This is a genomic window from Bacillus sp. AFS001701 (assembly GCF_002559405.1).
In the GTDB taxonomy this organism is placed as follows: Bacteria; Bacillota; Bacilli; order Bacillales; family Bacillaceae_G; genus Gottfriedia.
On the sequence record NZ_NTZO01000116.1, the window covers coordinates 14,738 to 30,197 of the forward strand.

Below are 15,460 nucleotides of genomic sequence, written 5' to 3' on the forward strand. Positions count from 1 at the left end.
ACCCCTATCTATTATTAGTTCGATATTCTTGCAATTTTTCCTTGTTCTAAATAAACAAGTAGAATTGAAATATCTGCTGGATTAACACCAGATATACGAGAAGCTTGACCTACTGATAGAGGACGCACTTGCTCAAGCTTTTGTCTTGCCTCAGTAGCAAGGCCGTGAATAGCTTGATAATCGATATTTTCAGGGATTTTCTTTAAATCCATTCTTTTCATACGTTCTACTTGATTTAATGATTTTTCAATATAACCTTCGTACTTAATTTGTATTTCAACTTGCTCTTTAACATCTGAATGTAAGTCTTTTTCAGATGGAGAAAGAAGATGGATATGTTCATAAAGCATTTCAGGACGACGTAAAAGATCTGCTGCACGAATGCCATCTTTCAGTTCGCTACCACCATTTTTTGCAATTAATTCCTGTACTTCTTTTGTCGGTCTTAATTGCGTTGCTTTTAAACGCTCTATTTCTTCTTCAATTAACATTTTCTTTTGTTCAAACTCTGCATATCTTTCATCATTTATTAAACCAAGTCTTTGACCGATTTTAGTTAAACGTAAATCGGCATTATCGTGACGTAATAATAATCGATATTCTGCTCTAGAAGTAAGAAGACGGTATGGTTCATTTGTCCCTTTCGTTACTAGGTCATCTATTAAAACACCAATGTAAGCTTCTGAGCGATCTAAAATTAACTCTTCTTTATCTAGTGAACGACATGCAGCGTTAATTCCTGCGATTAAACCTTGACCCGCTGCTTCTTCATAACCCGAAGTTCCGTTAATTTGACCAGCAGTATACAAATTCTTAATTTGCTTAAGTTCCAATGTTGGCCATAATTGAGTAGGTACAATCGCGTCATATTCAATTGCATATCCAGTTCTCATCATTTGAACATTTTCAAGACCTGCAATCGAACGAAGCATCTTTTCCTGTACATCCTCAGGTAAACTAGTTGATAATCCTTGTACATAAACTTCTTGAGTATTTCTTCCTTCTGGCTCTAAGAAAATTTGATGTCTCGGTTTATCATTAAATCGGACAACTTTATCCTCAATAGAAGGACAATAGCGAGGCCCAGTACCTTTAATCATACCAGAGTACATCGGCGAACGGTGTAAGTTATCGTCGATGATTTGATGTGTAGTTTCACTTGTATAAGTTAGCCAACAAGGAATTTGTTCTGTTTCAACCGGTTCTGTTTCGAATGAAAATGCACGAGGTACATCATCGCCAGGTTGTATTTCGGTTTTTGAATAATCAATACTATGACTATTTACGCGAGGAGGCGTACCTGTTTTAAAACGAACAAGTTCTATTCCTAATTCCTCTAAGTGTTCAGAAAGCTTAATTGCTGGTTGTTGGTTATTAGGACCACTTGAGTATTTTAATTCTCCTACAATAATTTCTCCGCGTAAGAAAGTACCAGTTGTAATGACAACTGTTTTTGAACGATAAATTGCACCAGTTTGTGTAATTACACCTGTGCATTGTCCATCTTCTACAATTAATTTTTCTACTAACCCTTGCTTTAGTGTTAGATTCTCTGTATTTTCAATAGTTTTCTTTAATTCATGTTGATAAGCAAATTTATCCGCTTGAGCACGCAATGCGCGTACTGCCGGACCTTTACCTGTATTTAACATTCTCATTTGAATATGTGTTTTATCGATATTTCGACCCATTTCACCGCCAAGTGCATCAATTTCACGTACAACAATCCCCTTGGCAGGACCACCTACTGATGGGTTACAGGGCATAAATGCTACCATATCGAGATTTATTGTCAGCATTAATGTTTTTGCACCCATTCGAGCAGATGACAAACCGGCTTCACAACCAGCATGACCAGCTCCAATAACGATTACATCATAATTGCCTGCTTCAAAACTCATCTTTTCTCCTCCTAACCATGTTATTTTCCTAAACAGAATTGAGAAAATAGCTGATTGATTAAACTTTCCTGAACTGTATCGCCAACGATTTCACCTAACAATTCCCATGCTCTAGTTAAGTCAATCTGTACTAAGTCAATCGGCATACCATTTTTCATTGCCTCAATTGCATCATTAATTGTCTGTTCTGATTGTTTTAATAGCGCAATATGTCTAGCATTAGATAAATAAGTTAAATCTTGTGCCTCAATTTGTCCTTCAAAATATAAGTTGGCAATTGCTTTTTCTAAATCATCAATTCCTTTTTCTTCTTTTAAGGAAGTCGTAACAATTGTAGCATTACCAACTAACGCTTTTACTTCATTCAGATCAAGCTTTTGTGACAAATCTGTTTTGTTAATGATCACAATTACATCTTTACCGCTCATTTCAGCAAATAATTTACGGTCCTCTTCACTTAATTGCTCATTATTATTTAAAACAAATAAAACTAAATCAGCCAAATTCAATACTTTTTTAGATCTTTCAACACCGATTGCTTCTACAACATCCTTAGTTTCACGAATACCGGCTGTATCTATTAGGCGTAATGGTACACCTTTTACATTTACGTATTCTTCAATAACATCACGCGTTGTACCTGGAATATCAGTAACAATTGCTTTGCTTTCCTGAACAAGTGTGTTTAAAAGTGACGATTTCCCAACATTCGGTCTACCTATAATGACAGTAGATAGTCCTTCACGTAAAATCTTACCTTGTTTTGATGTTTCTAGCAGTTTTTGTATTTCAACTCGAACTGTTTTTGCTTTTTCAATTAAAACAGTATTAGTCATTTCTTCAACATCATCATATTCAGGGTAATCAATATTTACTTCAATATGAGCTAAAATCTCAAGTATTGTTTGCCTTAAGCTATTAACTAACTTCGATAATCGACCTTCTACTTGATTCATTGCAATCGCCATTGCCCTGTCAGTCTTTGAACGAATTAAGTCCATTACTGCTTCTGCCTGAGATAGGTCTATTCGTCCATTAAGAAATGCTCTTTTTGTAAATTCACCAGGCTCCGCTAATCTAGCCCCTTGTGATAGCACTAATTCAAGCACTTTGTTAACGGAAAAAATTCCACCATGACAATTTATTTCGACAACATCTTCACGTGTAAACGTTTTTGGTGCTCTTAAGATCGAGACCATAACTTCCTCAACAGTATTACCGGAACTTGGATCGACTAAATGTCCGTAATGAATTGTGTGTGAATCTACGATATTTAAATCTTTTTCTTTAAATAATTTATTCGCTATTTGAACAGCTTCATCGCCACTTAATCGAACGATGGCAATCGCACCTTCGCCTTTTGGGGTCGATATGGCTGTAATTGTATCGAATTCCATCAAAAAATCACCTCGGAGCATGTTAAATAAATGTTAACATGTTACTTCTAAATCTATAGCATAGCATAAAGAATTTTATAATTGAATGTTTTTATATTATAACCGTACGAAAGTACAAGTAAACTTAAATGACTTGAATGAAGAACATTAAAAAACCAATTAAGGCTTAGCCCTTAATTGGTTTCTTTAAATCTATAACTAATTGACGATGCGGATCTTGGCCTACAGACTTTGTAGAAATATTCGGCATATCCGTCAGTATATGATGGATTATTTTTCTTTCAAAAGAAGGCATTGGCTCTAAAGAGATCGCTTTTCTTGTTTTTAAAACTGTTTGAGCAGTCTTTTTTGCAAGAATTTCTAGCGATTCCTTACGTTTTAATCGGTAATTCTCTGCGTCAACGACAACATGAATTAATTGTTTTGAATGACGGTTTACAAATGTTTGAACTAAGAATTGAAGAGCGTTTAAAGTGTTACCTCTTTTTCCAATAATAAGGGCAACTTTTTCTCCCTTTACAGTAAATAAAAAGGTTTGTTCCTTAGTACCTTGCAATTCGAAATTTACATCTGCAGTTTCATCAAGACTTTTAACAATATTTAAAAGGTAGTCGTAAGCTTTTTCGATTAAAGTCTTCTTTTTAACAACTAATACTTTAGCAGGTTTAGCACCAAATCCTAAAAATCCTTTTTTGCCGTCTTCGATTACTGTAATTTCTACGTCTTCTTCTGTTGAACTAAGTTGCTGAAGTGCTATTTGAACTGCTTGTTCGATTGTTTGACCAGTAGCAGTTACTTCTCTCACTTACTAGCCCCTCCTACATTGTTATTTTTAACGGTAGTATTACCTCTATTAACAAATAATGTTTGAAGAATCATAAATGTATTACCAACTACCCAATATAAAGCTAAAGCAGATGGAAGTCTAACAGCAAATATTAAAATCATGATTGGCATAACATAAAGCATGATTTTCATTTGTTGAGCAGCAGGTCCTGTCATTGAACCAGTACTCATTGATACCTTTTGTTGAATGAAAGTTGTAATACCAGCGATGATTGGTAAAGCATAAATTGGATCCGGATGCCCTAATTGGAACCATAAGAAGTCATGCGCTTTAATTTCCATTGTTCTCATAATTGCATGGTAGAAAGCAATTAAGATTGGCATTTGAATAAAAATTGGTAAACAACCAGATAGTGGATTTACACCATGTTGTTGGTACAACTTCATTGTTTCTTCATTTAATTTTTGGACAGTTTTTTGGTCCTTTGAAGAATATTTTTCTTTAAGTTTGGCCATTTCAGGCTGGATTGACTGCATCGCTTTCGTGCTTTTAATTTGTTTAATCATTAACGGTAGTAATGCTAAACGGATTAAAAGTGTTACGACGATAATCGACATTCCATAACTTCCACCAAAAATTTTAGATACAGCTGTGATTAACCATGATAGTGGATAAACGAAATACTCATTCCAAATCCCCGTACTTTCAGATGTAATCGGTTGGTTTGTTTGCGAACATCCAGCTAACACGACTACTAATAAAAGAACTGTAACTAGCCATTGGTACTTCTTAGTCTTCAAACTAGCTCCTCCTTTAAGAAGTTACATTTAAATATGTAATTACTTAATTTGATTTTTATCTAATTTATGTTTTGAATCACGTATTTTAAGCGCTTCCGCCCTTTTCAACACATGAATTAAACTTTTTTTAAATTCATTAAAAGGTAGTTCAGTACAGGGCTTTCTTGCGATTACAACATAATCCATATTCACACGAAGATCATCACTTAATTCAGTAAGAGCTTGCCTTATATACCGCTTAATATGATTTCTCTCTACAGCATTACCTAACTTCTTACTAACAGATAATCCTATACGAAATTGCTTTTGATCTTCCTTTTTTAATGTATAGATTACAAATTGTCGATTTGCAGTTGACGATCCCTCTTGAAAAACGCGACTAAAATCTGCATTCTTTTTTATTCTGTTTTTCTTGTTCATGTTCTACTGACACCCCAAATGATTCCTTCAATTATCATAACAATTTTTTTATAAAAAATGAGGCCTTTTTTACTTACAAATTGTGACATAAAAGCAAAAAAGGCCTTCTTATTAGTGAAAAAGACCACTGTTGACAGTGGCCTACGCAGATAATACTTTTCTTCCTTTACGACGACGAGCAGCTAGAACTTTACGTCCATTTGCAGTGCTCATACGGCTACGGAAACCATGTACTTTGCTGCGTTTACGTTTGTTTGGTTGAAATGTTCTTTTCATTATATGACACCTCCCTGAGGAATTACTGTTATAGACAGTCCTATAAATTATAAAGAATAACTACTATTAATGTCAATCTAAGATGTTAAATCATGATGAATAATTATTTCCAATTTATGAAGAATGGTTAATCCAGTGAGTTTTAATAGGAAAAAAATAAAATAAAGTGCCTTATTTACTATAAGAAATGCGATTTACTCCTATCATTTCCCTCCAATAAATTTATAAACGATTAATCTAAGCAAAAAATATGGTGTCGAAAGATTTTTTGAAACGTGCTTTTAAGTGAATAAGAAAATCTACAAAAAACTACTACTTTCCCTTTTCTTAAAATTGTTAAGTGCTCTGTGGATAATATTTTTCAACATATTTTTTACCCACAACAGTTACTGACAACTTTTACACAAGTTCTTTTTCTGTGGACAATTTTTTTAAACAAGTGGATTAGCATGTGGATAACATTAACTACTCATTGAAATCGCTAAAGATTTTTGATATCATTAATTTGTTTTCCACTTTGGACAAGTTGTTTATTATTTTTATTTGTCCACAGATGTTAATAACTTGTGGACAGGTTTTACACTTGTACCATTTTAAAGTTATCCACATGGGTGAATACTGTCAAATAAAGTGGATTTTTGCAGTTTTATAAAATAACGCATATTCAAAGACGTGAATAAAAATAAATACTTAATTTATGTGCTTGTACAAAAGTTGAACAAGCTTTGTAAGGAGGGATTATTGTTTGGAGAATATAGGGGATCTGTGGTCCAGGGTTCTAGCAGAAATAGAAAAAAAAATAAGTAAACCAAGCTTTGAAACATGGCTAAAATCAACAAAGGCATTTTCTTTAAAGAATGATACTTTAACAATTATTGCCCCAAATGAATTCGCCCGTGATTGGCTTGAGTCAAAGTATTCATCATTGATAATGGATACAGTTTTAGAAATAACTGGAGCGGAATTAGAAATTAAATTTATCCTTCCTCAAAATCATGTAGAAGAAATAGAGATGAATATACCGGCAGTTAAAGCCAAAGTAAAATTTGAGGAACCAGTAGAGTTCAATCAAAGTATGTTAAACCCTAAATATACTTTTGATACTTTCGTAATTGGTTCAGGTAACCGTTTTGCCCATGCAGCATCATTAGCGGTTGCTGAGGCACCTGCAAAAGCCTATAACCCATTATTTATATATGGGGGAGTTGGGTTAGGGAAAACCCACTTAATGCACGCAATTGGACACTATGTACTTGAGCATAATCCAAATGCCAAAGTCGTTTATTTATCATCAGAAAAATTTACAAATGAGTTCATTAATTCAATTCGCGATAATAAAGCAATTGAATTTAGAAATAAGTATCGTAATGTAGACGTGCTACTTATAGATGATATTCAGTTCTTAGCTGGAAAAGAACAAACACAGGAAGAATTTTTCCATACGTTTAATACACTTCATGAAGAAAGTAAACAAATCATTATCTCAAGTGACCGACCACCTAAAGAAATTCCTACATTAGAAGATCGACTTCGTTCACGATTTGAATGGGGCCTTATTACAGATATTACACCACCGGATTTAGAAACTAGGATAGCGATCTTACGTAAAAAGGCTAAGGCTGAGGGGTTAGATATTCCAAATGAGGTAATGTTATATATAGCAAATCAAATCGATACAAACATCCGTGAATTAGAAGGAGCACTTATTCGCGTAGTCGCTTATTCGTCTTTAATTAATAAGGATATAAATGCTAGTGTGGCCGCTGAAGCCTTAAAAAATTTAATTACAGCGACGAAACCTAAAACAGTATCAATACACGATATTCAACGAACAGTTGGAGAATTTTTTAGTATTAAATTAGAGGATTTTAAAGCAAAGAAACGTACAAAATCCGTAGCCTTCCCAAGACAGATTGCAATGTATCTTTCAAGAGAGCTTACAGACCATTCTTTACCTAAAATAGGAGAAGAGTTTGGAGGCCGCGATCATACAACTGTTATTCATGCGCATGAAAAAATTTCAAAATTAATTGAAACTGACTCACAGCTGCAATCTCAAATTAAAGAAATCAATGAAAAATTAAATCAGTAGAGTTATTTACCTGTGCATAACTTTCTATCTTTTTTACACAGTCTATCCACATGTTGATAGACTTATTTTTCTTTAATAAAATAGAGTTATCCACAAATTCACAGGCCCTACTACTATTACTATATTATTTTATAAATTATATAAGGAGTACAAACAATGAAATTTACTGTACAAAAAGATCATCTTGTTAAAGCTGTACAAGATGTTATGAGAGCTGTTTCATCAAGAACAACTATTCCAATCTTAACTGGTATTAAACTAGTCGTTACAAATGAAGGACTAACTTTCACAGGTAGTGATTCAGATATATCTATAGAATCTTATTTACCAACAGTATTAGATGATCAACAACTAGTTGATATAAAACGAACTGGAAGCATTGTATTAAATGCTCGATATTTTAGTGACATTGTAAAAAAATTACCTTCAGATTTTGTCGAACTAGAGTCAGATAATAATTATGTAACAACAATAAAAGCTGGAAAAACTGAATTTAGCTTAAATGGCTTTGACGCTGAGGAATATCCACTACTTCCTCAAATTGAAGAACATGAAACAATTTCTATTTCTGCAGATTTATTAAAATTTATGATTCGTCAAACAGTATTTGCAGTATCAACTTCAGAAACTAGACCAATTTTAACCGGTGTAAACTGGAAGATCGAAAATGGTGATCTAACATGTATAGCGACAGATAGCCATCGATTAGCTTTAAGACAAGCTAAAATTGACGGAAGTTCTACAACAAGTGAATTTAAAGCTAGCGTAGTAATTCCTGGAAAGAGTCTAAATGAATTAAGTAAAATTCTAGATGACAATGATGAAAAAGTAGAAATCGTCTTAACAGAACATCAAGCTTTATTTAAGACAAAGCATCTATTGTTCTTTACTCGATTATTAGAAGGTAATTATCCTGATACATCAAAGTTAATTCCAAGTGAAAGTAAAACGGAACTAACTGTAATGACGAAAGAATTCCTACAAGCAATTGATCGTGCTTCTTTATTAGCAAGAGAAGGTAGAAATAATGTTGTTCACTTAGAAACAGTTGGTAGCTCATTGGTCAATGTTTCTTCTTATTCTCCTGAAATCGGTAAAGTAGTAGACGAAATTGTTTGCGAGGATATTAAAGGTGAAGAGTTAAAAATCTCTTTTAGTGCGAAGTATGTTATGGATGCATTAAAAGCAATTGAAAGCCCAGAAATTTATATTCAATTTACAGGGGCTATGAGACCATTTTTAATCCGTACTGTAAATGATTCAAGAACATTGCAATTAATTTTACCAGTTCGCACATACTAATTAGTAAATTCTATCGAAAGGGGCTGACCTAATAGAATGCACTAGCATCTCCAACGAGCAGAATTTAATTTGTTTGGGGAGTGCATAGTACATTTAGGTCAGTCTTTTTGTACTTAATAGACAAAATAAGGGTTAAGTGTTTTTTTTCTTACAGAAGTTTAGTACAATTAAGGAATGGATAAATGAGGGTGATAAAAAATGAAAACAGAAAAAGTTAAAATAAATACAGAGTATATTACATTAGGGCAATTTTTAAAGCTTGCGGGTGTAATTGATACAGGTGGAATGGCTAAATGGTTTCTATCGGAGCATGAAATCTTTGTGAACAATGAACCTGAGAATAGAAGAGGAAAAAAATTAGTTTTAAATGATACAATTTCTATAACTGGAAAAGGTTCTTATATTATAACTTCATAAGTTTTGGGGGAATCCCATTGTATATTAAAGATTTACAACTAAAACAATACCGTAATTATGAAAAACTTGAATTAAATTTTCAAAATAATGTAAATGTCATTATTGGTGAGAATGCCCAAGGTAAAACAAATTTAATGGAATCAATTTATGTGCTAGCTTTAACAAAGTCCCATCGAACAAGTAATGACAAAGAAATGGTACGTTGGGATGAAGAATATGGTACAATAAAGGGTACGTTACAGAAAAAAAATCAGCAAGTAACACTACAGCTAATCCTCTCAAAGAAAGGTAAGAAAGCAAAGCTGAACCATCTTGAACAGATGAAGTTAAGTCAATATATAGGCGTGATGAATGTCGTTATGTTTGCACCGGAAGATTTACATTTAGTAAAAGGTAGTCCGCAAGTGCGTCGTAAATTCCTAGATATGGAACTAGGACAAGTTTCGCCTGTTTACCTACATGAACTGAGTCAGTACCAAAGAATCCTCCAACAGCGAAATTCACTACTAAAAACATTACAAACTAGCCGAGATCGGAACTATTTAATGCTTGAAGTCCTAACATCTCAGCTTGTAAAACATGCAGTAAAAATAATTGAAAAACGAATTTCGTTCATCAAATTACTACAGGATTGGGCATCGCCTATTCATAGTCAAATTTCTAGAGAGACCGAAAAGCTAGAAATTATATATAAACCAAGCATTAATGTATCAGATTTAACAGATTTGACGAAAATGGAAGATGAGTACATAAAACAATTCGAAGCTGAAAAAGAGCGTGAAGTATCAAGAGGTACTACATTGCTTGGTCCACATAGAGATGATTTGGTTTTTATGGTAAATGATAAAAACGTTCAAACTTTTGGATCGCAAGGACAGCAGCGGACAACAGCTCTTTCATTAAAACTAGCAGAAATCGAACTGATTAAAGAGGAAGTTGGAGAATATCCTATACTTTTATTAGATGATGTTCTTTCAGAGCTAGATGACTATCGTCAAACACACTTATTAAATGCAATTCAAAATAAAGTACAGACTTTTGTTACAACAACAAGTGTCGACGGAATTCAGCACGAAACGATAAAACAAGCTAATATTATAAATGTTTCACATGGAACAATTATAAGTACTTCTCGATAAATAATTTATGAAATTTCTACTACGCCGCCTAGTAAGCATAGCTGAAATTTACTAATTCTTTTATGTAAAATAAAAAAAGTAGGTGAGTGTTCATGACAATGGATCAAAAAATGCAAGAACATAATTATGATGAAAATCAGATTCAAGTTCTTGAAGGTTTAGAAGCCGTACGTAAAAGACCGGGTATGTATATCGGTTCTACGAGTGGAAAAGGATTACATCACTTAGTATGGGAAATCGTTGATAACAGTATAGATGAGGCATTGGCTGGATACTGTGATGAGATTAATTTAATAATTGAAGAAGATAATAGTATTACAGTTAAAGATAATGGCCGTGGGATTCCAGTAGGTATCCATGAAAAAATGGGTAGACCTGCACTAGAAGTAATTATGACGGTACTTCATGCGGGTGGAAAATTTGGCGGTGGTGGGTACAAAGTATCTGGTGGATTACACGGCGTAGGTGCTTCAGTAGTAAATGCGTTGTCTACTTTGCTAGAAGTTCACGTTCATCGTGAAGGAACTATTTATTATCAACAATTTTCTAAAGGAATACCTGTAGCAGATATGAGTATCGTTGGTGAAACTGATGTTACGGGTACGATTACTCATTTTAAACCTGATGTAGAAATTTTCACTGAAACAACAATTTATGACTTTGATACATTAGCAAATCGATTAAGAGAATTAGCGTTCCTTAATAGAGGTATTCGCTTAACAATTGAAGACCGTAGAGAAAATAAACAAAAGAAAGAATTCCATTACGAAGGTGGAATTAAATCTTACGTTGAACATTTAAATCGTTCTAAAGAAGTAATACATGACGAACCAATTTTTGTTATTGGTGAAAAAGATGGAATTAGTGTAGAAATTGCACTTCAATATAACGAAAGCTATACAAGTAATATTTACTCATTCACGAATAATATTAATACACACGAAGGCGGTACGCACGAGGTTGGGTTTAAAACAGCTTTAACTCGTGTTATTAATGATTATGGTCGTAAGAATGGTTTAATTAAGGATCAAGATAGCAACTTATCTGGTGAGGATGTACGTGAAGGATTAACGGCGATCGTTTCTGTTAAACATCCTGATCCACAGTTTGAGGGACAAACAAAAACTAAATTGGGTAATAGTGAAGTTCGTACGATTACAGAGCAAATTTTTGGAGAAAACCTTGAAAAGTTTTTATTAGAGAATCCAACAGAGGCTAAAAAAATAGTTGAAAAAGGTTTAATGGCGGCTAGGGCTCGTGTTGCTGCTAAAAAGGCTCGTGAGTTAACAAGAAGAAAAAGTGCTTTAGAAGTATCAAGTTTACCTGGGAAATTAGCTGATTGTTCTTCAAAAGATTCTTCTATTAGCGAAATTTATATTGTTGAGGGTGATTCAGCGGGTGGAAGTGCTAAACAAGGACGAGACCGTCACTTCCAAGCAATTCTTCCTTTACGTGGAAAAATTATTAATGTAGAAAAGGCTCGACTTGATAAAATTTTATCAAATAACGAGGTTCGTTCAATGATTACTGCTTTTGGTACTGGAATCGGTGATGATTTCGATATCGAGAAAGCACGATATCATAAAATTATATTGATGACGGATGCTGATGTAGATGGTGCCCACATCCGTACTTTATTGTTAACGTTCTTATATCGTTATATGCGTCAAATCATTGAAAGTGGTTATATTTATATTGCTCAACCACCTTTATATAAGATCCAGCAAGGGAAAAAAATACAATATGCTTATAATGATCGACAAATGGATGAAATTATGTCGACTTTAAATGCAGTACCAAAACCTGTTATCCAACGATATAAAGGTCTAGGTGAAATGAACCCTGAACAGTTATGGGAAACTACAATGAATCCAGAAACTAGAACGTTACTACAAGTTAACCTTCAAGATGCGATCGAAGCGGATGAAACGTTTGAAACATTAATGGGTGAAAAAGTAGAGCCAAGACGTAACTTTATTCAAGATAACGCTAAGTATGTAAAGAATTTAGATATTTAATAAGTATTTGTAAGGGGCTTTATGCTCCTTTTCTCAGGTAGATACGGAAACTAAAGGGAGGTGCCGATGTTGAGTGAAAATCAACAAATTAAAGAAATAAATATTAGTCATGAAATGCGTAATTCCTTCCTAGATTATGCAATGAGTGTAATTGTTTCTCGAGCGTTACCAGATGTACGAGACGGCCTTAAGCCTGTACATAGAAGAATTTTATATGCAATGAATGATTTAGGTATGACAGCTGATAAAGCCTATAAAAAGTCAGCGCGTATCGTTGGTGAAGTAATTGGTAAGTATCACCCGCATGGTGACTCTGCTGTATATGAAACAATGGTACGTATGGCTCAGGACTTTAACTTCAGATATATGTTAGTAGATGGCCATGGGAATTTTGGATCAGTTGATGGAGACGCGGCGGCGGCGATGCGTTATACAGAGGCAAGAATGTCTAAAATTTCGATGGAATTGATTCGTGATATTAATAAAAACACGATTGATTTTCAAGATAACTACGATGGTTCAGAAAGAGAGCCAATCGTTCTTCCTGCACGATTCCCTAACTTGTTAATAAACGGAGCAACGGGTATAGCGGTTGGTATGGCCACAAATATTCCTCCGCACCAATTAGGTGAAATAATTGATGGTGTTCTTGCATTAAGTAAAGAGCCAGATATCACTACACAAGAATTAATGGAATATATTCAGGGTCCTGATTTTCCTACATCAGGTATGATTCTAGGTAAAAGTGGTATTCGTAAGGCCTATGAAACTGGTAAAGGCTCTATCATTATCAGAGGAAAAGTTGAAATTGAAGAAAAAGCAAATGGTAGACAAACAATAATTGTTACAGAGTTACCATATCAAGTAAATAAAGCTAAGCTTGTTGAACGAATTGCTGAACTAGTTCGAGATAAGAAAATAGAAGGTATTACTGATTTACGCGATGAATCTGATCGAAATGGTATGCGTATTGTCATTGAAGTTAGAAGAGACGCGAACGCAAATGTACTTTTAAATAATCTATATAAACAAACTGCACTTCAAACAAGTTTTGGTATTAATTTATTAGCACTTGTAAATGGTGAGCCAAAAGTTCTATCTCTAAAGAGCTGTTTAAAACACTATTTAGACCATCAAATTGTTGTTATTAAACGTAGAACAAAGTTTGAGTTAGAAAAAGCAGAAGCGCGTGCACATATTTTAGAAGGATTGAAGGTTGCTTTAGACCATTTAGATGCGGTAATTAGCTTAATTAGAGCTTCTCAAACAGGAGAAATCGCTAAAAATGGCTTAATGGAAACATTTAATTTATCTGAAAAACAAGCTCAAGCAATTTTAGATATGAGGTTACAACGTTTAACTGGATTAGAGCGCGAAAAAATCGAAGAAGAATACCAAGAGCTAATCAAGTTAATTGCAGAATTAAGAGCAATTCTTGCGGATGAGGAAAGAGTTCTTGAAATTATTCGAGAAGAATTAACTCAGCTAAAAGAACAGTATAATGATAAACGAAGAACAGCAATTGTTCCTGGTGGAGTTGAAATCATTGAAGATGAAGACTTAATACCAGTGGAGAATATCATTGTAAGTTTAACTCATAATGGATATATTAAACGTCTTCCAGTTTCTACTTACCGATCTCAACGTAGAGGTGGACGTGGTATTCAAGGAATGGGTACTAATAATGATGACTTCTTAGAACACTTACTAACACCTTCAACACATGATACAATTTTATTCTTTACGAATAAGGGAAAAGTATACCGTTCAAAAGGTTACGAGATTCCAGAGTTTAGTCGTACAGCTAAAGGATTACCTATCGTAAACTTACTAGAAATTGACCGAGATGAAAATATTAACGCAATTATTCCAGTAAGTGAATTTTTAGAAGATTGGTACCTATTCTTTACAACAAAACAAGGAATAGCAAAACGTGTACCTTTATCTGCCTTTGCAAACATTCGTACTAATGGATTAATTGCAATTAATTTAAAAGAAGATGATGACGTAATATCGGTGCGTCTAACTGACGGTACAAAAGATATTGTTGTCGGTACTTCAAAAGGTATGATGATTCGCTTTAATGAAGACGATGTTAGATCAATGGGAAGAACGGCAACGGGTGTTAAAGCAATTACACTTTCTGATGATGATTATGTTGTTGGAATGGAAGTTGTTGAAGAACACTTAGATATTCTTGTTGTTACGGAACTTGGTTATGGTAAGCGAACCGGACAGGAAGAATACCGAATTCAAAGCCGTGGCGGTAAAGGTTTAAAAACGCTTAATGTTACAGATAAAAACGGTAAAATGATTTCATTAAAATGTGTAAGTGACGAACAGGATTTAATGTTAATTACTGAGTCTGGTGTAATGATCCGTATGCCAATTGAGCAAATTTCACGTTTAGGTCGAGTTACCCAAGGTGTTAAATTAATTAAACTTGATCAAGAAGGTCATGTTGCGACTGTAGCAATTGCTGCAAAAGAAGAAGAGGTAATTGATGAAGAAGCTGAAAACGAAGCTGAATTAACGACTCTTGAAAACGAAGATGAAATTGAAACAACAGAAGAATAATTGATGACTAATGAAGAGAGAACAAGTAGGTTCTCTCTTTTTTTGATTATATATTGGTAACCATTCAAGTTAGAATGAGTGAGCACAGGAAAACACTTTCTACAATTTGATTACAATCTTACTATTACTATTTTGATTAGTATATCTCCATTGTTTGTACTACTTTAGGAAAGGGATAAAATGTTGTCATGAAGGGGATTTTAATGAAGCGCAATGTTTTGTTTATTTTTTTTTGAAATTATATTATAAAAACTATTGACCAAGGTTGTTGGATTTGTTATTATATAGAAGTCGCCAAGAGATACGGACGACAAAATGAACTTTGAAAACTAAA

General features: G+C 33.8%; 12 protein-coding genes. 6 read left to right on the top strand and 6 right to left on the bottom strand.

The genetic code is table 11. The features are described from left to right. Positions 1-14: 14 nt before the first annotated feature. From mnmG to rpmH, 6 genes are all read right to left on the bottom strand, one after another. Positions 15-1,901, bottom strand: coding sequence for a tRNA uridine-5-carboxymethylaminomethyl(34) synthesis enzyme MnmG (mnmG, locus tag CN514_RS09915; protein WP_098232432.1), 1,887 nt, complete (start codon positions 1,899-1,901; stop codon positions 15-17). Between the two features lie 20 nt (positions 1,902-1,921). Beyond that, positions 1,922-3,298: a tRNA uridine-5-carboxymethylaminomethyl(34) synthesis GTPase MnmE gene (gene mnmE, locus CN514_RS09920; protein WP_098232433.1), complete on the bottom strand. Its 1,377-nt coding sequence runs from the start codon at positions 3,296-3,298 to the stop codon at positions 1,922-1,924. 166 nt (positions 3,299-3,464) lie between these two features. After that, on the bottom strand, positions 3,465-4,103 hold the full coding sequence (gene jag / locus CN514_RS09925; RefSeq protein WP_098232434.1) for an RNA-binding cell elongation regulator Jag/EloR: 639 nt from the start codon (positions 4,101-4,103) through the stop codon (positions 3,465-3,467). Further along, complete coding sequence (spoIIIJ, locus tag CN514_RS09930) at positions 4,100-4,885, bottom strand: YidC family membrane integrase SpoIIIJ (RefSeq protein WP_098232435.1); 786 nt, start codon at positions 4,883-4,885, stop codon at positions 4,100-4,102. The genes jag and spoIIIJ overlap by 4 nt, the downstream gene beginning before the upstream one ends. A gap of 39 nt (positions 4,886-4,924) precedes the next feature. Continuing rightward, positions 4,925-5,305 carry a ribonuclease P protein component gene (gene rnpA / locus CN514_RS09935; RefSeq protein WP_088012678.1) on the bottom strand — a complete coding sequence of 127 codons (381 nt, stop codon included), beginning with the start codon at positions 5,303-5,305 and terminating at the stop codon, positions 4,925-4,927. A gap of 141 nt (positions 5,306-5,446) precedes the next feature. Next, positions 5,447-5,581: a 50S ribosomal protein L34 gene (gene rpmH, locus CN514_RS09940; protein ID WP_056467137.1), complete on the bottom strand. Its 135-nt coding sequence runs from the start codon at positions 5,579-5,581 to the stop codon at positions 5,447-5,449. A 745-nt stretch (positions 5,582-6,326) separates the two neighbouring features. Between rpmH and dnaA the strand changes: the two genes are divergently transcribed. The 6 genes from dnaA to gyrA all read left to right on the top strand — a co-directional run bounded on the left by dnaA (position 6,327) and on the right by gyrA (position 15,126). Then, the gene (dnaA, locus tag CN514_RS09945; RefSeq protein ID WP_097976411.1) at positions 6,327-7,673 is read left to right on the top strand and encodes a chromosomal replication initiator protein DnaA; all 1,347 of its coding nucleotides are present in this window, start codon (positions 6,327-6,329) and stop codon (positions 7,671-7,673) included. Positions 7,674-7,829: 156 nt separating this feature from the next. Next, positions 7,830-8,975 (top strand): DNA polymerase III subunit beta, encoded by a 1,146-nt coding sequence (dnaN, locus tag CN514_RS09950; protein WP_098232436.1) that lies wholly within the window; start codon positions 7,830-7,832, stop codon positions 8,973-8,975. Between the two features lie 198 nt (positions 8,976-9,173). Then, complete coding sequence (gene yaaA / locus CN514_RS09955; protein ID WP_069033635.1) at positions 9,174-9,392, top strand: S4 domain-containing protein YaaA; 219 nt, start codon at positions 9,174-9,176, stop codon at positions 9,390-9,392. A 17-nt stretch (positions 9,393-9,409) separates the two neighbouring features. Further along, positions 9,410-10,531 (top strand): DNA replication/repair protein RecF, encoded by a 1,122-nt coding sequence (recF, locus tag CN514_RS09960; protein WP_098232437.1) that lies wholly within the window; start codon positions 9,410-9,412, stop codon positions 10,529-10,531. Between the two features lie 98 nt (positions 10,532-10,629). Next, on the top strand, positions 10,630-12,549 hold the full coding sequence (gyrB, locus tag CN514_RS09965) for a DNA topoisomerase (ATP-hydrolyzing) subunit B (RefSeq protein WP_098232439.1): 1,920 nt from the start codon (positions 10,630-10,632) through the stop codon (positions 12,547-12,549). Positions 12,550-12,618: 69 nt separating this feature from the next. Beyond that, the gene (gyrA, locus tag CN514_RS09970; RefSeq protein ID WP_141529347.1) at positions 12,619-15,126 is read left to right on the top strand and encodes a DNA gyrase subunit A; all 2,508 of its coding nucleotides are present in this window, start codon (positions 12,619-12,621) and stop codon (positions 15,124-15,126) included. Positions 15,127-15,460: the final 334 nt, after the last annotated feature.